Source organism: Pseudomonas sp. Eqa60 (assembly GCF_018326405.1).
GTDB lineage: Bacteria > Pseudomonadota > Gammaproteobacteria > Pseudomonadales > Pseudomonadaceae > Aquipseudomonas > Aquipseudomonas protegens.
This window is the reverse complement of record NZ_AP024342.1, coordinates 5,590,321-5,613,521: the sequence shown is the minus strand read 5'-3', so window position 1 is coordinate 5,613,521 and position 23,201 is coordinate 5,590,321. Positions and strand designations below refer to the sequence as shown.

Annotated in this window: 19 protein-coding genes and 1 pseudogene; 15 read left to right on the top strand and 5 right to left on the bottom strand. The window is 61.5% G+C overall.

Translation table 11 applies throughout. The features are described 5' to 3' along the window. Window positions 1-22: 22 nt before the first annotated feature. Window positions 23-429, top strand: a pseudogene (locus tag KI242_RS25280) (hypothetical protein). Between the two features lie 97 nt (window positions 430-526). Here KI242_RS25280 and leuA read toward each other — a convergent pair. The 4 genes from leuA to KI242_RS25260 form a co-directional block, all read right to left on the bottom strand. Beyond that, complete coding sequence (leuA, locus tag KI242_RS25275) at window positions 527-2,206, bottom strand: 2-isopropylmalate synthase (RefSeq protein ID WP_011063199.1); 1,680 nt, start codon at window positions 2,204-2,206, stop codon at window positions 527-529. A gap of 376 nt (window positions 2,207-2,582) precedes the next feature. Continuing rightward, complete coding sequence (locus KI242_RS25270; RefSeq protein WP_077934721.1) at window positions 2,583-3,404, bottom strand: M23 family metallopeptidase; 822 nt, start codon at window positions 3,402-3,404, stop codon at window positions 2,583-2,585. Between the two features lie 3 nt (window positions 3,405-3,407). Continuing rightward, on the bottom strand, window positions 3,408-4,787 hold the full coding sequence (gene xseA / locus KI242_RS25265) for an exodeoxyribonuclease VII large subunit (protein WP_011063197.1): 1,380 nt from the start codon (window positions 4,785-4,787) through the stop codon (window positions 3,408-3,410). 47 nt (window positions 4,788-4,834) lie between these two features. Continuing rightward, window positions 4,835-5,731: a LysR substrate-binding domain-containing protein gene (locus KI242_RS25260; protein ID WP_015636875.1), complete on the bottom strand. Its 897-nt coding sequence runs from the start codon at window positions 5,729-5,731 to the stop codon at window positions 4,835-4,837. A gap of 101 nt (window positions 5,732-5,832) precedes the next feature. On the opposite strand from KI242_RS25260, the gene KI242_RS25255 reads away from it, so the two are divergent. The 9 genes from KI242_RS25255 to KI242_RS25215 all read left to right on the top strand — a co-directional run bounded on the left by KI242_RS25255 (window position 5,833) and on the right by KI242_RS25215 (window position 14,766). Then, on the top strand, window positions 5,833-6,603 hold the full coding sequence (locus KI242_RS25255; RefSeq protein WP_011063195.1) for a sulfite exporter TauE/SafE family protein: 771 nt from the start codon (window positions 5,833-5,835) through the stop codon (window positions 6,601-6,603). A gap of 132 nt (window positions 6,604-6,735) precedes the next feature. Further along, the gene (locus tag KI242_RS25250) at window positions 6,736-7,284 is read left to right on the top strand and encodes a hypothetical protein (protein ID WP_011063194.1); all 549 of its coding nucleotides are present in this window, start codon (window positions 6,736-6,738) and stop codon (window positions 7,282-7,284) included. A gap of 116 nt (window positions 7,285-7,400) precedes the next feature. Further along, entirely contained in the window at window positions 7,401-8,870 is a 1,470-nt protein-coding gene (gene guaB, locus KI242_RS25245; RefSeq protein ID WP_015636874.1) for an IMP dehydrogenase, read from the top strand. 104 nt (window positions 8,871-8,974) lie between these two features. Further along, on the top strand, window positions 8,975-10,552 hold the full coding sequence (gene guaA, locus KI242_RS25240) for a glutamine-hydrolyzing GMP synthase (protein WP_011063192.1): 1,578 nt from the start codon (window positions 8,975-8,977) through the stop codon (window positions 10,550-10,552). A 510-nt stretch (window positions 10,553-11,062) separates the two neighbouring features. Continuing rightward, on the top strand, window positions 11,063-11,224 hold the full coding sequence (locus KI242_RS25235; RefSeq protein ID WP_015636873.1) for a hypothetical protein: 162 nt from the start codon (window positions 11,063-11,065) through the stop codon (window positions 11,222-11,224). Window positions 11,225-11,607: 383 nt separating this feature from the next. After that, the gene (locus KI242_RS25230; RefSeq protein ID WP_015636872.1) at window positions 11,608-12,105 is read left to right on the top strand and encodes a DUF4334 domain-containing protein; all 498 of its coding nucleotides are present in this window, start codon (window positions 11,608-11,610) and stop codon (window positions 12,103-12,105) included. Window positions 12,106-12,357: 252 nt separating this feature from the next. Next, window positions 12,358-13,269 carry a LysR family transcriptional regulator gene (locus tag KI242_RS25225; RefSeq protein WP_051167115.1) on the top strand — a complete coding sequence of 304 codons (912 nt, stop codon included), beginning with the start codon at window positions 12,358-12,360 and terminating at the stop codon, window positions 13,267-13,269. Between the two features lie 691 nt (window positions 13,270-13,960). Further along, entirely contained in the window at window positions 13,961-14,239 is a 279-nt protein-coding gene (locus KI242_RS25220) for a hypothetical protein (RefSeq protein WP_026019975.1), read from the top strand. Window positions 14,240-14,244: 5 nt separating this feature from the next. Further along, window positions 14,245-14,766, top strand: a complete 522-nt coding sequence (locus KI242_RS25215) for a hypothetical protein (protein ID WP_053153583.1) — start codon at window positions 14,245-14,247, stop codon at window positions 14,764-14,766. Between the two features lie 16 nt (window positions 14,767-14,782). Here the strand turns inward: KI242_RS25215 and treR are convergent, their stop codons facing one another. Beyond that, the gene (gene treR / locus KI242_RS25210; RefSeq protein WP_011063188.1) at window positions 14,783-15,487 is read right to left on the bottom strand and encodes a trehalose operon repressor; all 705 of its coding nucleotides are present in this window, start codon (window positions 15,485-15,487) and stop codon (window positions 14,783-14,785) included. A gap of 229 nt (window positions 15,488-15,716) precedes the next feature. On the opposite strand from treR, the gene treP reads away from it, so the two are divergent. The 5 genes from treP to KI242_RS25185 all read left to right on the top strand — a co-directional run bounded on the left by treP (window position 15,717) and on the right by KI242_RS25185 (window position 23,118). Beyond that, a complete protein-coding gene (gene treP / locus KI242_RS25205; protein WP_212805638.1) occupies window positions 15,717-17,159 on the top strand; it encodes a PTS system trehalose-specific EIIBC component in 1,443 nt (480 codons plus the stop codon). A 60-nt stretch (window positions 17,160-17,219) separates the two neighbouring features. Further along, window positions 17,220-18,869 (top strand): alpha,alpha-phosphotrehalase, encoded by a 1,650-nt coding sequence (gene treC, locus KI242_RS25200; RefSeq protein WP_041119723.1) that lies wholly within the window; start codon window positions 17,220-17,222, stop codon window positions 18,867-18,869. 134 nt (window positions 18,870-19,003) lie between these two features. Then, entirely contained in the window at window positions 19,004-20,227 is a 1,224-nt protein-coding gene (locus KI242_RS25195; RefSeq protein ID WP_011063185.1) for a carbohydrate porin, read from the top strand. 60 nt (window positions 20,228-20,287) lie between these two features. Continuing rightward, complete coding sequence (gene ptsP / locus KI242_RS25190; RefSeq protein ID WP_212805637.1) at window positions 20,288-22,825, top strand: phosphoenolpyruvate--protein phosphotransferase; 2,538 nt, start codon at window positions 20,288-20,290, stop codon at window positions 22,823-22,825. 2 nt (window positions 22,826-22,827) lie between these two features. After that, window positions 22,828-23,118: a PTS transporter subunit EIIB gene (locus KI242_RS25185; RefSeq protein WP_011063183.1), complete on the top strand. Its 291-nt coding sequence runs from the start codon at window positions 22,828-22,830 to the stop codon at window positions 23,116-23,118. Window positions 23,119-23,201 lie beyond the last annotated feature (83 nt).

Here is a 23,201-nt window from a genome sequence, read left to right as displayed (position 1 = left end):
ATCAGTTCAGGAGGAATCAACCATGACTACCATCACTGCCACCATCGTCAATCCTTACCCCTGTCGGCACCCAAAACTGCTTCGACTGAAGCCGAAGGCAACAGCGCCAGCCCGCTGGCGCCGGTGGATGACAGCAAGGACGGTCAGGATAAGGAGCTGCGGGTCAACTCTGGCGATGCCAATATCGATGCGGTAAAGGCCGGTGGTGATCCGGTCAAGGCGCTGCAGAAACAGATCGAGCAGACCCAGAAAACCCTGACCGAACAGCAGGCCCAATTGGCCAATGTGCAGAAGGGCCAGGCCAGCGACGAACAGAAAGCCCAGCAGGTGATGGAAGTCCAGGCGCAGATCGCCGTGACCAACAGCACCTTGCAGGTGCTGCAGGCGGCTTTGCTGCAAGCCATGTTCAGCGTTGATGTGCATGCCTGAAACAGTCGTTGCTGACATTTAGCTGGTGTTATCTGTTCCGGCATAAAAAAGGCCCCGGGGAGTCGAGCTCCTCGGGGCCTTTCGCTTTTGGCAGCCTTTAGGCTGCCTTGGCCTGCTGCTCGCTCAAGGAGCGGTTCAGCGCACTGAACAGCGCCTTGAAGCTGGCGGTGGTGATGTTTTCGTCGATACCGACGCCGTGCACGGCGCGCTCACCGTTGACCCGCAGTTCGATGTAGGCCGCCGCCTTGGCGTTGGTGCCGGCGCCGATGGCGTGCTCGTTGTAGTCCATGATCTCCACCGGAACCGGCAGCCCGGCTACCAGCGCTTCCAGGGCACCGTTGCCCTTGCCGCGCCAGCTGAGGTTGGTCTCGCCCTGGCCCTTGCTCGAGACTTCCACTTCCACGGCGCTGTGGCCGTTCTCTTCCTGCAAGCGATGGCTGACCAGCGCGTAGGGAGTGTTGGCCTGCAAGTACTCGCTGTGCAACAGCGCGTGGATCTGCTGGGCGGTCATTTCCAGGCCCAGGCGGTCGGTTTCCCGCTGCACCACCTGGCTGAACTCGATCTGCATGCGGCGTGGCAAGCTGATGCCGTATTCCTGCTCGAGCAGGTAGGCGATACCACCCTTGCCCGACTGGCTGTTGACGCGGATCACCGCCTCGTAGCTGCGACCGATATCGGCCGGGTCGATCGGCAAGTACGGCACCTCCCACAAGCCATCGGCTTTCTGCTGGGCGAAGCCCTTGCGGATCGCGTCCTGGTGCGAGCCGGAGAACGCAGTGTGGACCAGGTCGCCGACATAAGGGTGACGCGGGTGCACGGCAATCTGGTTGCACTCTTCCACGACTTTGCGCACGCCGTCGATGTCGGAGAAATCCAGTTCAGGGTTTACACCCTGGGTGTAGAGGTTCAAGGCCACGGTGACCAGGTCGACGTTACCGGTACGCTCGCCGTTGCCGAACAGGCAGCCTTCGACACGGTCGGCGCCGGCCATCAGGCCCAGCTCGGTGGCGGCCACGCCCGTACCGCGGTCGTTGTGGGTGTGCAGGCTGATGAGCACGCTGTCACGACGGTTGATGTTGCGGCAGAACCACTCGATCTGGTCGGCGTAGATGTTCGGTGTGGCGACTTCAACGGTGGCCGGCAGGTTGAGGATCACCTTGTTGCTTGGCGTGGCGTTCCAGACTTCCACCACGGCGTCGCAGACTTCCTTGGCGAACTCCAGCTCGGTGGCGCTGAAGGTCTCTGGCGAGTACTCGAACTGCCACTGGGTTTCCGGTTGCTGGGCGGCGTATTTGACGAACAGCTTGGCCGCATTCACCGCGATCTCTTTCACACCGGCCTTGTCCTGGTTGAAGACAATGCGGCGGAACGAAGGGCTGGTGGCGTTGTACAGGTGGACGATGGCCTTTTTCGCTCCACGCAAGGACTCGAAGGTGCGGGCGATCAAGTCTTCGCGGGCCTGGGTCAATACCTGGATGGTGGTGTCGTCCGGAATGTGGCCGCCTTCGATCAGGGTGCGCACGAAGTCGAAGTCGGTTTGCGAAGCGGCCGGGAAAGAAGCTTCGATTTCCTTCACACCCACAGCTACCAGGGTCTTCCAGAAGCGCAGCTTCTTGACGGCATCCATCGGTTCGATCAACGACTGGTTGCCATCACGCAGGTCCGAACTGCACCAGATCGGCGCGCTGGTGATGGTTTTCGACGGCCAGGTACGGTCCGGCAAGTTGATGGTCGGGAACGCGCGGTACTTGGAGGATGGGTCTTTGAGCATGGTCATGGAGAAATCCTTATTGTCCGGGCCGAAAAGAGGCGGCCTGCCGGTGAGTCAAGAGTGAGGTTGACGCAAGGGGGTGAGGCACCGCGATTCAGCCTGGCAGTCGTGCGCTGACGAGGCAGAGGCTCCGGTGTTGACGACGCTGAATGAGGGTGTGAGAGGTTTTCATGTGCTCAACCCTAACCACTGGGGTGAGAGATGGCAAGCAGTCGAAAAAAATTGAGAGGAATACTCGAAAACAAAGCTATATCGAGATTTTATGCTGGGTATTCTTTGAAAGAATACTAACGATTGCGCAGTCGAGTAGGGCTGCGCAATCCCTGTGGGCGTCGGCTCGCCGCTGAATCAATGCCTGATGCAGGCAAGCGGCGCTGCGCGATCAGGGCTGGAAGGCCCCGATAAAGATGGCCGGATCGACACGCGCATCATTCAGGCTGACGTTCCAGTGCATATGCGGCCCGGTGGCGCGGCCGGTCGCCCCCACCTTGCCCACCACGGTGCCACGGGCCAGGGACTGGCCGACCTTCACGTCGATTTTCGACATGTGGCAGAACATGCTGATGAAGCCCTGGCCGTGGTCGACGAACACGGTGTTGCCGTTGAAGAAGTAGTTGCCGATCAGGATCACTTTGCCCGCCGCCGGGGTCTTGATCGGTGTGCCTGCCGGCACCGCGAAGTCCAGGCCCGCGTGAGGGTTGCGCTCTTCACCGTTGAAGAACCGGCGTACGCCGAACTTGCTCGACAGGGGGCCATTCACCGGCTTGTCCAATAGCAGGTTGCTTGGGGTGTTGGGGCTGAAGCTGCGGTAGGCGCGGATCTGTTCCGCCAACTCGCCGTCGATGCGCTTGAGGTCCGCCGGGTTCGGATTGACCTGGCGCTGGTTCTTCAGGGTGATGTGCTGCTCCGGGTATTTCTTGTTGCCGACCACGAAGTTCAGGCTGCGCCCGCCGGTGCTTACTTGTTGAGTGCCGGGCTTGACCGTCAGCGGGATGCCGACAATCGCCAGCCAGTTGTTCTGCTCCTTCACCACCAGCACCGGCTTGCCCTGGTAGCTGGCCTTGGGCGCCTGGGCGGCGCTGCCCAGGTCGACCACCGCTACGCCACCGGGCACGGGTTTGTTCAGCAGGCGGGTGATGTAGCTGTCGGCGTGAGCATTGAAGGCCAGGCACAGCAACAGCAGGGAGCAGAGAAAACGCGGCATGGATCAATCCAGTAGAGAAAGAGTGACGGGCGTCAGGTGGTTGTCTTCGACGCGTACTTGCAGCTCGCCTTCGCCCAGGCGGGCACTGAGGCGCTGGCCTGGGCGGGTCTGGCCGGCACTGCGAATGGCCTGCCCGCGATCGTCCAGCAGGATGCTGTAACCGCGCCCCAGGGTGGCCAGGGGGCTGACCACATGCAGGGTCTGCATCTGGCTGTGCAATTGCAGGCGGCGGCCCTTGAGGCCTTCGCGCATGGCCCGGGGCAGGCGTTCGGCCAAGCTGTCCAGGCGCTGGCGCAGCAGTGCCAGTTGCCGCCCTGGATGCTGGGCTCCGAGGCGGGTTTCCAGGCGGATCAAGCGTTCGCGACGGGTATTGAGGCTGCGCTCGAAGGCGCGGCGCAGGCGCATGTCCAGGTCGTCCAGGCGCTGTGCCTGCTGGCGCAGGCGTTCGCCGGGATGGCGCAGGCGTCGGGCCAGGCCGTCCAGGCGCAGCCGGTCGCGCACCAGCCGGTCGCGCATGCGCATCACCAGGCGTCGATGCAGGTTGTCGACCCGGCGTTGCAGGTCACTGGAATCGGGGGCCAGCAGTTCGGCTGCTGCGGAAGGCGTGGGCGCGCGAACGTCGGCCACGAAATCACTGATGGAGACGTCGGTTTCATGGCCGACGGCGCTGACGATCGGTGTCACGCAGGCATCCACCGCACGGGCCACGGCTTCTTCGTTGAAGCACCAGAGGTCCTCCAGGGAGCCGCCGCCACGGGCCAGGATCAGCGCGTCGAAGCCCCGGGCGTCGGCCAGCTGCAGGGCCCGGACGATCTGCGCCGTAGCCTCGCGGCCCTGCACGGCGGTAGGGATCAGGGTCAGCACGACCTGCGGTGCGCGGCGCCGGAACACACTGATGATGTCGCGGATCACCGCGCCGGTGGGCGAACTGATGATGCCGATGCGTTGCGGATGGGCCGGTAGTGGCACTTTGCGTTCGGCGCTGAACAGCCCTTCGGCGCTCAGCTTGTCTTTCAGGGCATCGAAAGCCAGGCGCAGGGCGCCATCACCGGCCGGTTCCACGGTGTCGAGAATCAGCTGGTAGTCACCGCGCCCTTCGAACAGCGAGACCTTGCCCCGCACCTTGACCGCCAGGCCGTCCTTCAGCGCCTGGCGGACCCGCGCGGCGTTCTGCCGGAACAGTGCGCAGCGCACCTGGGCGCCGCTGTCCTTGAGGGTGAAGTACACATGGCCGGAAGCCGGGCGGGCGAGGTTGGAGATCTCGCCCTCCACCCAGATATTGCTGAACACGTCCTCGAGCAGCACCCGGGCGCGGCCGTTGAGCTGGGTGACGGTGAGGACCTCGCGGTCCAGGCCGAGTCGTGCGAAGGGATCTTTAATCATGGGGCGCAGTTTAAAGGCCTGTCTCTGAATGGAACAACGCAAATCAACTACAAGTGATTGCGAAAATGTTCGACGAATTGCGCCACCAGCGGCGTCGGCTCCTGTCGATAGGCGAGGGCCACGGTGCTCTGGCAATCGGCATCCGCCAGCGGCAGGAAGCGGATGCTGGCCGGGGCGATGTCCTGCATCGACTCCGGCAGCAGGGCGATGCCGAAGCCGGCCTGGATCAGTTGCAATTGGGTGGTCTTGCGCGACATCACCCGCGCCGCCCTGGGAAAAAAGCCCTGGCGCATGCACAGCTCGGCCGAGAGGTAACTCAAGCCGCCCCGCTGGGGGTGGGGGATGGAGATGAAGGCTTCCTCGCGAAGCTGGGCCAGGTCGACGCCCCCGGCCGGAGGGTCCAGCGCCAGTGGGTGCTGAGGTGGCACCGCCAGCAGCAAGGGTTCGGCGAACAGGGGCGTGATCTGTACACCTGCCCGTTGACGTAACACCGGCAGGCGCAACAGGCCGATATCCAGGTGCCCCTGCGCCAACTCTTCCAGTTGCGCCTCGGAAGACAGCTTGGCGATGTCCATCGAGGCTCCAGGGCAATGCTGCAAGTAGCTGCCGATGCCCTGGAGTAGCCGGCCGCTCATGGGCACGGTGCTGGAGTGGCTCAGGCGCAAGGTGCCCAATTGCCCCATGCCTACCTGAGTGGCCAGTTCGCTGGCCTTGTGCAATTCACTCAGCAGGTTGCGTGCCTTGGGGAAGAACGCTTCACCGGCCGCCGTCAGCCGCGGCAGGCGCGCGGTGCGCTCGAACAGTGGGGTCTGCAATTGGTTTTCCAGCTCCTTGATCTGCCGGCTGAGGGCTGACTGGGCGACGAACAGGCGCTCGGCGGCGGCGCTGAAGCTGCCGCATTCGGCGATTTCCACGAAATAGCGCAGTTGGCGGGTCGAAATCACGAGGCATGCCTTTTTGCGATGAGTTGGCGACTTCGACGATATTAGTCGCAAGGCTCACTGCTGGCTAAAGTCACTGCGTATTCAACTGGGAAGTCGCAGCGATGAGCGTGGTAATCGAGGGTTTGAACCAGTGGTCTTTCGGCCCGGGCAGTTGGTTGGTGATCGGCCTGGGCATCGCGCTGGCGTACATAGTGTTCGGCATTGCCGGGTTCGGTACGGCGCTGGTGGCAGGGCCGGTGCTGATCCTGTTCATGCCGCTGTCGAAGATCGTGCCGCTGCTGGTGCTCCTGGATTTTGTCGCGGCCTTTGGCAACCTTCTGCCCTCGCGCAAGGATGTGGCCAGGCCGGAGTTGCTGCGCCTGTTGCCCTGCATGGCAGTAGGTTGCACCTTGGGGGTGATCTTCCTGCTCAACCTCAAATCCGATCTGTTGCTGCTATTGATGGGGCTGTTCATCAGTGCTTATGCCATCTACAGCCTGTGGGTGAAGGCGCGTCCGACCCAACTGGCGGCCGGCTGGGCGGTGCCGATGGGGATTGTCGGTGGGCTGTTTGGCGCCCTCTTCGGCAGCGGCGGCTTTCTATATGCCATCTACCTGAACAGCCGCCTGCCCAAGGACCCGGCGCGGGCGACCCAGAGCGCGCTGATCAGTTGCAGCACCGTGGTGCGCCTGAGCCTGTTCGCCCTGGCCGGGGTCTATGCCGAGTTGCCGCTGCTGCTATTGGCGCTATGCCTGTTGCCGGCGATGGCCTTGGGGTTGTGGATTGGCCGCCGGCTGACGATGAAACTGTCCCGGGAGGCTTTTGTACGCCTGGTGACCTGGCTGGTGCTGGCCAGTGGCGTTGCCTTGATCGGCCGTTACCTGAGTACTTGACCTGCTGGGGCCAGGGATTAAGCTGCGGGCCTTTGAATTCGTTCGCCGGCAGGCCGGCTCCTACAATTGATGACAGGAGCCGGCTTGCCGGCGAAAGCGTGAGTACCGTCCCCGCATGTTCCAGGCTTATCCATGAACTCCCAAAGCATCCTCGTCCCGAAAATTTCCACCCTGCCGGTGCACGAGCCCCGGGCCCGGGCGATCGTGCGCTGGCTGGTGCGCAAGAACATCGTCGAGGAAAGCCTCAGCACCTGCGGGCGCACGGGCAATCGCATGGGGCACGCCATTGCCGCCGGGGCACGGGAGGTGGTGCTGCGGCCAGAGGCGCTGCCCTTCGGCGAGCCGATCAATGGCCTGGAAATCATCACCAAGCGCTGCATCTATACCCCGGCCAAGGGCTTTCTCGAGGAAGCGGGCTGTGCCGAGTGCCGGCAGGAAATCGGTGAGGCGCTGTTCGAAAGCCTGGAAGACTGGATGCCAGGGCGTACCGACAACTTCACCTGCCCCGAATGTGGCCATGAAGATGACATCAACGGCTTTCTGTTTCTTCAGGAATGCGGTTTTTCCAACTTGGGCTTCATCTTCAACAACTGGGCCGAAGCGGGTTTTAAACAGAGCTTTATCGACGAGTTCGCCGACTGGCTGGATCAGCCGATAAGTTGGGTCAAGGTCGAGTTGTAGCGCGCGGATATCTCCATCTATCACTCCAGCGATATTAGCCAGAGTTTTACATTGAGCCCGGGTAGCTGTCTGAGTATAATGGCGCGCTTCCATTTTCCCGCCCGGGAGCCCCCGCGATGCTGCGTATCAGCCAAGAAGCCCTCACCTTCGACGACATTCTCCTAGTGCCCGGTTATTCCGAAGTACTGCCTAATGAAGTCAGTCTTAAGACCCGTTTGACCCGTGGCATCGAGCTGAATATTCCACTGGTTTCCGCCGCCATGGACACCGTCACTGAAGCCCGTCTGGCAATCGCCATGGCTCAGGAAGGCGGCATCGGCATCATCCACAAGAACATGACCATCGAGCAGCAGGCTGCCGAAGTGCGCAAGGTCAAGCGTTTCGAAGCCGGTGTGGTCAAGGACCCGATCACCATCGAGGCCGACGCCACCGTGCGTGACCTGCTCGAACTGACCAGCATGCATAACATCTCCGGTGTGCCGGTACTGCACAACGGCGACCTGGTGGGCATCGTGACTTCCCGCGACGTGCGTTTCGAAAGCCGTCTGGAAGTCAGCGTCCGTGAAGTGATGACGCCTAAAGAACGCCTGGTCACGGTCAAGGAAGGCGCCGACAAGACCGCCGTCCGCGAGCTGCTGCACAAGCACCGCATCGAGCGTGTACTGATCGTCGACGACGCCTTCGCTCTCAAGGGCATGATGACCGTCAACGATATCGAGAAAGCCAAGGCTTACCCGCTGGCCAGCAAGGACGACCAGGGTCGCCTGCGCGTCGGCGCTGCGGTCGGTACTGGCAAGGACACTGGCGATCGCGTTGCTGCGCTGGTCAATGCCGGTGTCGACGTGGTGGTGGTGGACACCGCCCACGGTCACTCCAAAGGCGTGATCGACCGCGTTCGCTGGGTCAAGGAGAACTTCCCGCAAGTGCAGGTGATCGGCGGCAACATCGCCACTGGCGCTGCCGCCAAGGCCCTGGCCGAAGCTGGCGCCGACGCAGTCAAGGTCGGTATCGGTCCAGGCTCGATCTGCACCACCCGTATCGTTGCCGGTGTTGGCGTGCCGCAAATCAGCGCCATCGCCAATGTTGCAGCGGCGCTGGTAGGCACTGGCGTGCCGCTGATCGCCGACGGCGGTATCCGGTTCTCCGGTGACTTGTCCAAGGCCATCGTCGCCGGTGCTTCCTGCGTGATGATGGGTTCGATGTTCGCCGGTACCGAAGAGGCTCCAGGCGAGATCGAGCTGTTCCAGGGCCGCTCCTACAAGGCTTACCGTGGCATGGGTTCCCTGGGCGCCATGTCCCAGGCCCAGGGCTCTTCCGACCGCTACTTCCAGGACTCCTCCGCGGGTGCCGAGAAGCTGGTGCCGGAAGGTATCGAAGGTCGCGTGCCGTACAAGGGCACCCTGACCGCGATCATCCATCAGCTGATGGGCGGCCTGCGTTCTTCCATGGGCTACACCGGTAGCGCCAACATCGAAGAAATGCGCACCAAGCCGGAGTTTGTCCGCATCACCGGTGCCGGCATGGCTGAATCCCACGTCCACGACGTGCAGATCACCAAGGAAGCGCCAAACTATCGCGTAGGTTGATAGTGATCGCCTCCAGGCCAAGGCCCGGAGGCGATTGACGAATTTAGTAACCGGGGCTGTGTTTTTCAGCCCCGTGTCGTTTCTGAAATTAGACGAGACTGACCATGGCCCTCGACATTCACGCTCACCGTATCCTGATCCTCGACTTCGGTTCCCAGTACACCCAACTGATCGCCCGCCGTGTGCGCGAGATCGGGGTCTACTGCGAACTGCATCCGTTCGACATGGACGACGAAGCGATCCGCGAATTCGCTCCCAAAGGCGTCATCCTCGCCGGCGGCCCCGAATCCGTGCACGAAGCCAACAGCCCTCGCTGCCCGCAGGCGGTGTTTGACCTGGGCGTCCCGGTCTTCGGCATCTGCTACGGCATGCAGACCATGGCCGAGCAGTTGGGCGGCAAGGTCGAAGGTTCCGAGCTGCGTGAGTTCGGCTATGCCCGGGTTGATGTAGTCGGCAAGAGCCGCCTGCTGGACGGCATCGAAGACCACGTCGACGCCGACGGCCTGTTCGGCCTAGACGTTTGGATGAGCCACGGTGACAAGGTCACCAAGATGCCGGAAGACTTCCACATCCTGGCCAGCACCCCGAGCTGCCCGATTGCCGGCATGTTCAACGACGACCTGCGCTACTACGGCGTGCAGTTCCACCCGGAAGTGACCCACACCAAGCAGGGCGGTCGCATCCTGTCGCGCTTCATCCTCGATATCTGCGGCTGTGAAGCGCTGTGGACCCCGTCGAAGATCGCCGAGGACGCCATTGCCCAGATCCGTGCCCAGGTTGGCACCGACAACGTCCTGCTGGGCCTGTCCGGCGGCGTCGACTCCTCGGTGGTCGCGGCCCTGCTGCACAAGGCCATCGGCGACCAGCTGACCTGCGTCTTCGTCGACAACGGCCTGCTGCGCCTGCACGAAGGCGAGCAAGTAATGGCCATGTTCGCCGAGAACATGGGCGTCAAGGTGATCCGCGCCAACGCCGAGGAGCAGTTCCTCAATAACCTGGCCGGCGAAGCCGACCCGGAGAAGAAGCGCAAGATCATCGGCCGTACCTTCATCGACGTGTTCGATGCCGAATCCTGCAAGCTGGAAAACATCAAGTACCTGGCCCAGGGCACCATCTACCCGGACGTGATCGAGTCGGCTGGCGCGAAAAGCGGCAAGGCCCACGTGATCAAGTCGCACCACAACGTGGGCGGCCTGCCGGAGGAAATGAACCTCAAGCTGGTCGAGCCACTGCGCGAGCTGTTCAAGGACGAAGTCCGCCGTCTGGGCCTGGAACTGGGCCTGCCGTACGACATGGTCTACCGTCACCCGTTCCCGGGCCCGGGCCTGGGTGTGCGCATCCTTGGTGAAGTGAAGAAGGAATACGCCGACCTGCTGCGTCGCGCCGACCACATCTTCATCGAAGAGCTGCGCAAGGCCGACTGGTACCACAAGGTCAGCCAGGCATTCGTGGTGTTCCAGCCGGTGAAATCCGTGGGCGTGGTAGGTGATGGCCGTCGTTACGCCTGGGTCGTGGCCCTGCGCGCCGTGGAAACCATCGACTTCATGACCGCACGTTGGGCGCACCTGCCTTACGAACTGCTGGAAACCGTCAGCGGCCGGATCATCAACGAGATCGAAGGCATCTCCCGCGTCACCTACGACGTGTCGAGCAAGCCGCCGGCCACGATTGAGTGGGAATGATTGGACGTTCTTCGAAGGCTACCGCTGGCTAGCGTCGGCTAACAAAACAAGTTGACTGTGGCGCTGGCGGTAAGAGTCGAGGTTGGATAAAGAAACGCTCGTTCACTGCTCAGACTTTTACCGTCTTTGACGGTAAAAAATTTCTCGGGGAAGCTCGTTTACGCGGCTTTCAAGGCATCAGCAGGCCTCCTGATCCTTGACAGTAAAAACTGTCGAAAAACTGGAGGAATACCTTGAGGCCGACCGACGCTGCACTGCGAAGTCTGAAGCCTAAGTCCAAGGTTTATAGGGCTTCTGACCGAGATAGGAGGACGTGACGGTATCGCCCAGCGGTACCGTCACCTTCCGCTATGACTACCGGCTTCACGGCCGCTGTGAGGCGCTGCCCCGGGAACGCTATGGCTCGGGTGGTATCTGGCTAGCGATGGTGCGCGAACTGCTCCTGGAGGCGCGCAAACCTGTTCAGGCAGGCACATCCTTTGCGTTTGAAAACAACGCCAGAGCTAGTGGGTGGTCGCCATCAAGACTTTCGGCGCGGCGATGGACGCATGGCTGGCCAATGCACGTTTGGCCGACAGCACCCGTGCCATGCGCAAGCGCATCATCGACCGAGATCTCCTAACGGTCTTTCACAATTGCCTGCTGACCGAGAATCGGGCCGAAGACCAGTAAGCGTCGTGCAAAAAGGTCAAGGGGCTTAGAGCGCGGGCCATGGCTACTCTATTTTCGTGAACAGTTTTCCGCCGGTGCTCTGGTCGATGATTTATATGGTTTTCGTCTAGATGCTCTGAGGTTTCGTCTTGGACATCTGCTTTCGATGAAACGACACTTCTAGATAGCAAGAGCTCATTCAAGCAGGCTTGTATTGGAAGGTAGCTCTTTGCTCCGGTTATATAACAACCGGTCTGGGGTGATTGTAGGGCGCTTAATACTATCTTTGAGCAAACGGAGTGCGGAAAAAATCTCGATCACAGGCTATTTTTTTCCTAGCTTAGTCCGCCCCAGGATAGCTAGCTTTGTGGGCAGGTCCGCTGGTTGTATCTTGGAGAATGCTAATGAATACGAAAGAAAAGTTTGAACAGCTTAAGAGCACGCAAGGTCTTAATGATGAAGTACTGTTGGACTTCTTTGACTCGCTTTCTCCAGTCACAATCGATGGCGCGTTGGGCCGTTGGCAAGGTGGTGACTTCAAGACAGGACACTGGGGCAATGACGCACTTACCGGAATGAAGTGGTACGGAAAGTGGTACCGGAGCAAGTTGGATGCCGTTCCCCTAGTCTGCTACGACGAACAGGGCCGACTATTTTCCAACAAGATCATGAAAGGTGAGGCCTCTCTCTGGGAGGTGGCGTTTCGTGGCAAGGTTTCGACTACGATGATCTACGATGGCGTTCCGATTTATGATCACTTGCGCAAGGTCGATGACAACACCCTTTTCGGGATCATGGATGGTAAGTCCTTTGAGGGGCAGCTCCCCGACATCATCGACAATGGCAAGTACTACTTCTTCTACCTCGAAAGGGTCGATGGCTTCCCTGTCGAGTTCGTCTAGCGTGCAGCAGCGCGACAGCTGGACTTTCGACAGGTAATCCCCCCATTTTCAGTACTCGCCAGTAGTAGAGGTCAGGCCGCAAGGAACAACTTTTGTTTGGTCCGATGCCTCCCGGGGCCATCTATCGCCGCTGGGATGGCTTTTCCCTGAACGCTTAGGTCTAACGGCTCAATGTCAGCGTGCAATTCCCGATTGCGCGCTAACATTGCTCAAGGCTGACCTGACGCCTGCTTAATGAATTGGAGCGAAGGTATGAAGCTTGACCCTCGCATGGTGGTGCAGTTTGCGGTGATCGCAGAAGAGGCCTCGTTCACACGGGCGGCTGAGCGTTTATGTGTAGCACAACCTTGGTTGTCGAGACGTTTGAGTAAATTCGAGGAACAGTTGGGCTTCCCGCTGTTTGTCCGCAACACACGTAGTATTGCGTTGACCGATAAGGGATGGGAACTGCTTCAGGTAGCTCGTAGTGTCCAAGTTTCAATGTCAGCGATGGAAGCATTGGCATCTCAGTTGCAACGCGGGAGCGCGGGTCGACTGAGGCTAGGTGTGCCCCCATACAGCTACCAAGTTGCCCCCAGAGGCGAACTAATTGATCGCTTTTGCTTACTTTATTCTGATGTTAGCGTGGAACTCGATGTTGGCTGGACGCCTGGGCTGATTGATCGGGTGTTGTCAGGGTCGTTAGATTTGGCTTTTGTATTAGGCGACATTCGTAGTACTGAGCTTGAAGTAACGACGCTCTGCGAACTTCGTGTAGAGCTGATAATGGCTGCCGATCACCCGCTTGCTACCGTGAAGGAGCTGGTTTCTTCTGACCTCAAGAACCAGACGATTGCGGTATTCAATAAGGCGCTCCATCCTGAGTTGTTTGATTCCATTTACTCAAAGTGGCAGGAGGCTGGCGCCAAGCTGATTCCGTTTGTGGAGCTCAACCAGGCTCTTTTGGATCGCACGCTTAGTCTGGAAAAAATCATCATTGCCAGCTTCGACTTGAGGGACGATCTCCTCAATGAAAAAGCAATTATTAGAAGGGCGCTTGGGGACAGTATTTGGGTTCCTTTTTCCCTTGTGCGCAGGATTGGCTGGAACTCGCGGGAAAGTCAGCGTTTCTTGAACCTTGCCAGAGACTTTGCTCTAAAGCCGCCAGATATGGCCCGTCAATAGCGCTGGTGGAGTCAACATCCCAGCTGCTCGAGGCCATCCACCGCGATCACAAAGCAAAAGCCGTGGGCGCATCGGTGGGGAACAGGAATGATTACCTTTGGGTTCTACTCCATCGCCGGGGGGCGGGCCGAAGGGGCCGGCCACCTGTTGCAGGCAGTTGCCAACCTTCTGAATACACTTATGAAGAGGACTTTCCTGGGCAGCTTTCGAGTCCTGCTCGATCCCGGCTGGCCTGATCCAGTTTGTTCAGATGGCCAGCGACTGATCCATCAACCGGATGGGGGTCGATGAAGGTTAGGCGAGTCAGTAAGGGGAATTACTCCCGAGTGCTACAGCACAATCTGCTTCTTGATGTTCACCAGCTCGTTGATAATAGAGTGGTTGATCGGTAATTGATTCATTCGCGGTAAACAATGGCGATCGGGACCTTAGGGGGAGATCGCCATTGTCGTTTCTGGACATTTGAATCCGCGCTTCAGGCATTTGTGTTGCAGCGTTTTTGCAAACGACACTTTTCAGCCGTTCGGCAATATCACGCAAGACATGTTCTTCGCCGTGCCCCGGCCTTCTCTCTACCCTTGTGTCTCCCCCCGCTGTTTGCGTCGCGGCTTGTCCGCCGAGCGGGTTTGTTCGGAATTCTCATGGTTGTCAGTTGACAACTAAATTGTGCTGGCGATACTGGAGGCTATGGATGGCTCGTGCAACTCATCCCAAGAAGGACATTGAAATGGCCCTGCGCTACGCCGAATGGCAGGGCTGGCGCATCGAGGTCGGCGGTGGTCATGCCTGGGGGCGGATCTACTGTCCGTACAACAACGAAGTGTGTCGCTGTGGCGAGTTTTGCATCACCAGCGTATGGCGCACGCCGAAGAATCCGACCCAGCACGCCCGGGCGTTATGCCGGGTGATCGATAACTGCACCCTGAACCAGCTGCGTGGAGCCAAGTCGCCGGCAGCCCGCAAGGAGTAAGCACCATGGAATACCTGTTCACCCTCAACTACCTGCTGCCGCTGGAGGGCTGTGATCCGCTGCAACTGGTGGAGCGCCTCGGTGCGGCGGGTTGCACCGACGTTCTGGTGGGCACCGGCCTGGCCGGGCGCCTGGCCCTGGAGTTCAGTCGCGAGGCCGAGAGTGCCGAAGCGGCGCTGCTCAGTGCCCTGGGGGATATCAAGCGGATCATTCCCGAAGCGCGGCTGGTGGAGGCCAGCCCGGATTTTGTCGGCCTCAGCGAGATCGCCGAGATCGTCGGCGTGTCCCGGCAGAACATGCGCAAGCTGATGCTCGGCCATGCCGACAGCTTTCCCCTGGCGATCCATGAAGGCAGCGCTTCGCTGTGGCACTTGGCGGAGGTCCTGAGCTGGCTGGACAGCAAGGGCGGCTACGCCCTCAAGCACCCGGTGATCGAGGTGGCGCGGGTGGCACAGCAGGTGAACACCGCCAAGGAGTCGAAGCGCATCGGCCCCCTCAGCGGTGAACTGGTGGCCTTGCTGGGCTGATGGGGCAGGGTGGGGCTTAGCGCCGCGCCACGTCGGAGAAGTAGAACTTGTCCAGGGTGTGCCGTGATTCGGTGTACTCGAACTGGCGCCCGTCCTGGAGAAAGGTCTGGTTGCTCACCACGATCACGTGGCTCTGGCCGTCCAGGTCGAGCAACTGCTGGTCGTCCTTGCTCCGCGGGCTGGCCTCGATGGTGCGTTGGGCGTAGCTGATGCTCAATTGCAGGGTTTGTTCGATGTAGGCATAGATCGACTGCTCGGCGATCTGCCGGTCCAGCCCTGGAATCAGATCGGCGACAAAGTGGTTGATGTCGAGAATCACCCGTTTGCCGTCAATGCGCCTGACCCGCTTGATCCGGGTGATCAGGCTGCCTTCTTCGGCTTGCAGATGGGCCCGCAGCGGGCCTTCGAGAGGAAACTGGCTGAACTCCACCACCTCGGTGCTGACGTCATCCCCCAGGCCTGGATAGGTTTCCTGGAAGCTGACGATGCCGCCCAGTTGGAACTCGATGGGATTGGGCGAGAGCACGAAGGTGCCCTTGCCGTGGATCTTCTGCGCGAAGCCGCGCTCCTGCAGCAGTTCGATGGCCTTGCGCACGGTGCCGCGGCTGGCCTGGTAGCTGTCCATCAGTTCGCTTTCCGAAGGCAGGCGGGCGCCACGCTCCAGACGTTCGGTGGTGATGCTGGCAAGCAGATCGCTGTAGATCTGGTTGTATTTGCTCATGGGATGGCTCTGCGCCGCGCTGTGCTCAAGGCAGGCACCTTAAGGGCTGCGCGGGGTATTTGTCCATGTACCTGGCAGGCCGGAGTCGGCTCGGAAAAGCACATTTCGAGCGTTGGCCAGAAGAAAAATCCAAACTCGTCTGTACGAGTTGTTGATTTAACTCGTACAGACGAGTAGTTTCCTCCTCGGCGTGCTGCCAATAACAAAAAACTCAGGTGGAAGAACGAGCATGAGCCACGACTATTCAACGATCGCCAGCGAGTTGCTGCACAGCCTCGGTGGCGCCGACAACCTCGAGCAGGCTGCCCATTGCGTGACCCGCCTGCGCCTGGCCCTCAAGGACCCGAGCCTCGTCGACAGCGCCACACTCAACCAGATCGATCTGGTCAAGGGTTCGTTCTTCACCGGTGGTCTGTTCCAGGTGGTGATCGGCCCTGGCGAGGTAGAGAAGGTCTACGCGGCCCTGCGAGAACAGACGGGCCTTGCGGTTTCCACCATTGCCGACGTGAAGCAGAAGGGCGCGGAAAAGACCAACGCCATGCAGCGTCTGGTGCGGGTGTTCTCCGATGTGTTCATGCCTATCCTGCCGGCCCTGATCATCGCCGGCCTGCTGATGGGGGTGAACAACCTGCTAGGTGCCAAGGGCATGTTCATCGAGGGCCAGACCCTGCTCGAGGCCTACCCGGGCCTGGACGGGCTGTGGAGCCTGATCAACCTGATGGCCAACACTTCCTTCGTGTTCCTGCCGGCCCTGGTGGGCTGGTCGGCGGCCAAGCGCTTCGGCGGCAGCGAGATCCTCGGCATCGTCCTGGGCCTGATGCTGGTGCACCCGGACCTGCTCAACGCCTGGAACTACGGCAAGGCCGTGGCCGGGCTGGATGGCCAGAGCCTGCCGTACTTCGACATCCTCGGCCTGTTCCAGATCGAGAAGGTCGGCTACCAGGGGCAGATCCTGCCGATCCTGCTGGCAGCCTATGTGATGAGCGTGATCGAAAAATGGCTGCGGGCCCGGGTGCCCAACGCCATTACCCTGCTGGTGGTGCCCATCACCACCATCGTGGTCACCGGGGTGCTGGCCCTGGCGATCATCGGCCCGGTGACCCGCCATCTGGGGATCCTGATCACCGAAGGCGTGGTCACCCTGTTCGACCTGGCGCCGGTGGTGGGTGGGGCGATCTTTGGCCTCCTCTATGCGCCGCTGGTGATCACCGGCATGCACCACATGTTCCTGGCGGTCGATCTGCAACTGATCTCCACCCAGGGCGGCACCTTTATCTGGCCCATGATCGTCATGTCCAACCTGGCCCAGGGCAGCGCGGCCCTGGCGGTGTTCACCATGAGCCGCAATGCCCGGGACCGCAGCATGGCTTCGACCTCGGCGATCTCGGCCTATTTCGGCATCACCGAGCCGGCGATGTTCGGCGTCAACCTGCGCTACAAGTTTCCGTTCTATGCCGCGCTGATCGGTTCGGCCCTGGGCAGCATCTTCCTCTCGCTGAACAAGGTCCAGGCCTCGGCTATCGGCGTCGGTGGGCTGCCGGGGTTCATCTCGATCATTCCGCAATACATCCCGATGTTCGTGATCGGCATGGTCGTCGCCCTGGTGGTGCCTTTCGTCCTGACCTGCGGCCTGAGCCTGAAGATCATCCGTCCCGGCTACCGAGTGGCCTGACCGGCCTTCTAGGCGCCGGCTCGCCGGCGAATGCCCTCGCACTTTCCAAAGGATTCCCCCATGCAAGACTGGCAGCGTTCGGTGATCTACCAGATCTACCCGAAAAGTTTTCACAGCCACCAAGGGCAGGCCACCGGCGACCTGCTGGGAGTGGTAGACAAGCTCGACTACCTGCACTGGCTGGGGGTCGATTGCCTGTGGCTGACCCCGTTCCTGCGTTCGCCGCAACGCGACAACGGTTATGACATCAGCGACTACTACGCCATCGATCCCAGCTACGGCAGCATGGCCGACTGCGAGTTGCTGATCGCCGAGGCCGGCAAGCGCGGGATCAAGCTGATGCTGGACATCGTGGTCAACCACACCTCCATCGAGCACGCCTGGTTCCAGCAGGCCCGCAGCAGCCTGGACAACCCCTACCGGGATTTCTACATCTGGCGCGATGAGCCCAACAACTGGGAGTCCAAGTTTGGCGGCTCGGCCTGGGAATACGAGGCACAGACCGGGCAGTACTACCTGCACCTGTTCGACCACACCCAGGCCGACCTCAACTGGGACAACCCACGGGTGCGCGCCGAAGTCTTCAAGATGATGCGCTTCTGGCGGGACAAGGGCGTCGGCGGCTTTCGCCTCGACGTGATCAACCTCATCTCCAAGCCTGCGGACTTCCCCGAGGACCAGAGCGATGGCCGGCGCTTCTATACCGATGGCCCGAACGTTCATGAGTACTTGCAGGAAATGCATCGGGAAGTGTTCGCCGGCCATGACCTGGTGAATGTCGGCGAGATGTCGTCCACCCGCCTGGAACACTGCATCCGCTACTCGAACCCGGAGTCGAAGGAGCTGTCCATGACCTTCAACTTCCATCACCTGAAGGTGGATTACCCCAATCAGCAGAAGTGGTTGCGGGCCGATTTCGACTTCCTTGAACTCAAGCGCATCCTGTCCGACTGGCAGTGCGGCATGCAGGCCGGTGGCGGCTGGAATGCGCTGTTCTGGTGTAACCACGACCAGCCCCGGGTGGTCTCGCGCTTTGGCGACGACGGCGAACACCGTGTGGTGTCGGCGAAGATGCTGGCCACCGCATTGCACCTGCTGCAGGGCACGCCCTTTGTCTATCAGGGCGAAGAGCTGGGCATGACCAATCCGCATTTCCAGCGCATCGAGCAGTATCGCGACGTCGAGACCCTGAACATCTACCGCCTCAAGCGCGAGGCCGGTGAAGAGCCGCAGGCCATCATGGCGGCGATCCAGCAGAAGTCCCGGGACAACGGGCGTACGCCAATGCAGTGGAGTGCCGGGGCCAATGCCGGTTTCAGCAGCGGCACCCCCTGGATCGAGGTTGCGGCCAACGCTGGCCAGATCAATGTCCAGGCACAGCTCGACGACCCGCAATCAGTGCTGCACCACTATCGCCAATTGATCGCGTTGCGCCGTGAGCAGGGTTTGATCCAGCACGGCGTCTATCGCCAATTGCTGCCCGAGCATCCGCAGGTCTGGGCCTACGTGCGGGAAGGGCAGGGCGAGCGACTGCTGGTGGTGAACAACTTCTACGGTTCGCCGTGCGAGGTTGAATTGCCGCAGGAGGTCATCGAGCCGGGCATGCAGCAGCGTCTGCTGATCAGCAACTACCCGGGGGATGGCGCCCGCAGCCGGCATTTGCGGCTGCGGCCCTATGAGTCCTTCGTCCTGCACCTGACCGACTGCTGACAATCCTCGCAGAAGCTGCCGGGCGGTTTGCGTCTGCCGTGAATGCGCTGTTGCAGATACAGCGCAGGGCTTCGTTCGTCGGCAAGCCGGCTTCTGCGGATCGAAATATCACAATAAAAATAATGGGGTGGCTTATGAAAACAACAATAAATCGCGGCCTGGCGGCGTCCTGCCTGTGCCTGGCATTGCCCTTTCCGGCCCAGGCCCTGGAGTTCGCCGGCTACCTGCGCAGCGGCCTTGGCACTTCGGTCAACAGCGGCCCGCAATCCTGCTTTCAGCTACCCGGCGCGCCCTCCAAGTACCGCCTGGGCAACGAGTGCGAGCAGTACGCCGAGCTTGAGCTGCGCCAGGACCTGTACACCCTGGAAGACGGCTCGGTGCTCAGCGTCGACGGCATGGCTTCGCTCTACAACCGCTACGACCGCAACCTGACCTTCCAGGGCGAAAACGGCTCGGCGCGCATGCCGCAGATGTACGCCCAGTGGTCGAACCTGCCCAGCCTCAATGGCGGCTCGCTGTGGGCCGGGCGCCGTTACTACAAGCGTAACGACATCCATATTTCCGACTTCTACTACTGGAACCAGAGCGCCACCGGCGGCGGGGTCGAGGACGTGCGCATCGGCGATCTGAAATACAGCTACGCCTTTTCCCGCAAGGACAACCTCTACCAGAAGCAGGCCGTGAGCCGTCATGACTTCAACGTTGCCGGTTTCCAGACCAACCCCGGCGGCGAGCTGGAGCTGGGCCTGAGTTACCTGGAAAAGCCCGATCGCCGTGGTGCCCACAATGGCTGGGCGATCACCACCCAGCATGTGCAGAAAGACTTCTTCGGTGGCAAGAACAAACTGGCTCTGCAATACGGTGAGGGGCCCGGTACCGGCCTGGGCTACACCGGCAATCCCTACCTGGATGACGGCAACAAGAGCTATCGCCTGGTGGAGTTCTTCGATTGGCAGGTCACCCCGCGCTTCGGCGGCCAGGTAGAGGCGGTCTATCAGAAGGACATTCGCCCCGACGGCCAGGACCAGAACTGGATCTCCCTGGGTGTGCGCCCGGCCTATGCCATCACCGAACAGTTCAAGTTGGTGACCGAGTTTGGTCATGATCAGGTGGAGGCGCCCGGGGGCACCCGCAAACTCAGCAAGTTCACCTTCGCGCCCACCTGGTCACCCAAGGGGCCGGAGTTCTGGGCGCGGCCCGAGGTGCGCCTGTATTACACCTATGCCAGTTGGAACGAGGCCGCCAAACGCGCGGCCAACGAACTGGCGGCCGGCTCCGCGCTGTCCGACAGTGGTGTCTTCGGCACCGCCCGGCACGGGGCGAACGTCGGTTTGCAGGTCGAGTACTGGTGGAAATAAGCGATGCTGTCGGGGCTCGCGCTCCATCGGCACTTCAAGGAATCATTAGCAGGTGACGTCATGGCCATAACCCAACCCTTGCAATTGCTCGCGCCCCTGTCCGGGGTGCTGCTGCCCCTGGACCAGGTTCCGGACCCGGTGTTTTCCAGCCGGGTGATCGGTGACGGGCTGTGCATCGACCCGACTTCCCAGACCCTCTGTGCGCCTCTGTCCGGGGTGATCAGCAACCTGCAACACAGCGGCCATGCGGTGAGCATCACCGGTGAACAGGGCCAGCAGGTGCTGATGCACATCGGGCTGGACACGGTGAACCTCGCGGGCAAGGGCTTCACCTGTCTGGTCGAGGAGGGGCAGCAGATCTCGGCAGGCCAGCCGCTGATCGAGTTCGATGCTGATTATCTGGCCCGGCACGCGCGCAGCCTGTTGACCCTGATGCTGGTGGTCAGTGGCGAGGCGGTGACGGGGCTGGTGTCCGGCAGCCTGCTGGTGGAGCTGGGACAGCCGGTGTTGCAGATCGAGCCCGCCTGCGCAGAGGAGGGGGCCAAGGTCGAGGGCGCTGAAGCAGAGGCGCTGTTTTCCAAACCGCTGATCCTGGGCAACCCCCAGGGGCTGCACGCACGTCCGGCGGCGTTGCTGGCCCAGGCCGCCAAGGGCTTTGCCGCGAATATCTGCCTGCACCGGCGCCAGGACTCGGCCAATGCCAAGTCCCTGGTGTCGATCATGGCGTTGCAGACGGTGCAGGGCGATGTCTTGCAGGTCAGTGCTGCGGGTGCGGATGCCGAGCAGGCGATCCAGGTTCTGGTGGAACTGCTGGCCTCGGGTTGTGGCGAGAAAGTCAGTGCTGCGGCGCCGAGTCCTGAGCCAGTAGCGGCGCGGGATGAGTCGTTGGAGACGGTTCTGCGGGGTGTCTGTGCGTCACCGGGTTCGGCGGTCGGCCAGGTGGTCAATGTGGCTGAGCAGCGCCTGCAGATAAGCGAGTGGGCGGCGAACCCGCAGCAGGAGCGCGAAGTCCTTGAGCGGGCCTTGCGAGAGGCGGTGCGGGGCCTGCAACAGCTGCGGGACAATGCCCCGGGTGAAGCACAGCAGGAAATCTTCCGCGCCCACCAGGAACTCCTCGACGACCCGAGCCTGTTGCAGCAAACCGAAGCCCTGATCGTCGCCGGCAAGAGCGCCGCCTTTGCCTGGAACAGTGCCATCGAGGTTACCGCCGAGCTGTTCAAGGGCCTGGGCAGTACGCTGCTGGCTGAACGCGCGGTGGATCTGGCGGACGTCGGCCAACGGGTGCTCAAGCTGATTCTCGGGGTGCAAGAGCATGCCGTGAGCTTGCCGGACCAGGCCATTCTGATTGCCGAGCAACTGACCCCCTCGCAGACCGCCAGCCTGGACACGGCCAAGGTGCTGGGGTTTGCCACTGTCGGCGGCGGCGCCACCAGCCACGTGGCGATTCTCGCCCGAGCCCTGGGCCTGCCGGCGATCTGTGGGCTGTCGCCCCGGGTCCTGTCCCTGGCCAACGGCACCCGGGTGCTGCTGGATGCCGATCGCGGCGAACTGCATACGGACCCTGACCCGCAACGCTTACAGCAACTGGAGTCCCTGCGTCAGCAGCAACGCCTGCGCCAGCGTCAGGACCTGGCCCAGGCGGCGCAACCGGCGGTGACCCGCGATGGTCATCATCTGGAGGTCACGGCCAACATTGCCTCTCTGGCGGAGGCCGAGCAGGCCATGAGCCTGGGAGGCGAAGGCGTCGGCCTGTTGCGTTCGGAGTTCCTCTACCAGGACCGCAGCCACGCCCCCAGCCTGGAGGAGCAGGCCGAAACCTATCGGGCCATCGCCCAGGCCCTGGGGCCTGAGCGCAATCTGGTGGTACGCACCCTGGACGTGGGCGGCGACAAGCCCCTGGCCTATGTGCCCATGGACAGTGAAGCCAACCCCTTTCTCGGCCTGCGGGGCATCCGCCTGTGCCTGGAGCGTCCCGAACTGCTGCGGGAGCAGTTCCGGGCGATTCTCGCCAGCGCCGGGCAGGCACGCCTGCACATCATGTTGCCCATGGTCAGCCAGCTGGCGGAGCTGCGTCAGGCGCGGCAGCTACTGGATGACGAGGTTCGGGCCCTGGGCCTGGCGGAAAGGCCCAAGTTGGGCATCATGATCGAGGTGCCTTCGGCGGCCCTGATGGCAGACCGCTTTGCTCCGGAGGTGGATTTCTTCTCCATCGGCACCAACGACCTGACCCAGTACACCCTGGCCATGGACCGTGATCATCCGCGCCTGGCCAGTCAGGCCGACAGCTTCCACCCGTCGGTGCTGCGCCTGATCGCGCGAACGGTGCAGGCCGCCCATGCCCACGGCAAGTGGGTCGGAGTCTGTGGTGCACTGGCGTCCGAAACCCTGGCAGTGCCGCTGTTGCTGGGCCTGGGGGTGGACGAACTGTCGGTGAGCGTGCCGTTGATTCCGGCCATCAAGGCCCGGGTACGCGAGCTGGATCTGAGCGAATGCCAGGCGCTGGCAGCTCGGATCATCGATCTGGAGGACGCGGTTCAGGTACGTGAATACCTGCACAAGCAGCAAGTCGCAGCCGATTCACTGGTTCTGGAGAACTGAAAATGTTCGAGAAATTGCAACGCGCGTTCTGGAAAGCCCTGACTCCAGACCTGATCCCTGATCAACCGAAGGCCCCCAGGGCCAACGGCAATGTTCTGAATGACGCAATGCTGGCGGCGCTGGGTGGCAGCGCCAACATCAAGAGCCAGCAACCCCTGGCCCTGACCCGCCTGCGCCTTGAGCTGCATGATCCGCAACTGCTGGACAGCAGCGCCCTGCGCGTGGCGGGGGTACCGGCGGTGATGCCCCTGGCCGGTGGCGTGGTGCACCTGCTGTTGGGGTTGCAGGGCTGAGGGGCCTGTTCGCCGGCCAACCGGTTCCTGCAAGAGCAACGGGCTTGCCAGCGAGCAGACTCTCGAAAACACCCATCGTTTCC